1 protein-coding gene is annotated in these 266 nt (G+C 38.3%); it reads left to right on the top strand.

The genetic code is table 11. The annotated features are described in order from the left end of the window. Positions 1–266 (top strand): GNAT family N-acetyltransferase (locus AACL61_RS04805; RefSeq protein WP_339111051.1); only part of this gene is annotated, 266 nt, incomplete at both ends.

Raw genomic sequence — 266 nt, 5'->3', positions numbered from 1 at the left:
TTTGGGTTGCAACACTGGATGACCAAGTAATCGCCTGGTGTGCTCTTGAGTATTTTTATCCGCATCCCGCCTATGATCATTCGGCACAGATAGCTATTTATATTCATGAAGATTATCGACGGCAACATCTTGGCCGTGATTTATTAACATATGCGCAAAAACAAATTGAAGATCATTTAGATATAAGAACCGTAATTGCGTATGTTTATATTGAAAATCAAGCAAGCTATCATCTTTTTACCTCCTGTGGGTACAAAGAATGGGGT

This window comes from Limosilactobacillus reuteri subsp. porcinus (assembly GCF_036621895.1).
Lineage (GTDB): Bacteria > Bacillota > Bacilli > Lactobacillales > Lactobacillaceae > Limosilactobacillus > Limosilactobacillus reuteri_J.
The sequence above is the reverse complement of the archived record's forward strand: the minus strand, read 5'-3'. Positions and strand labels throughout refer to the sequence as shown.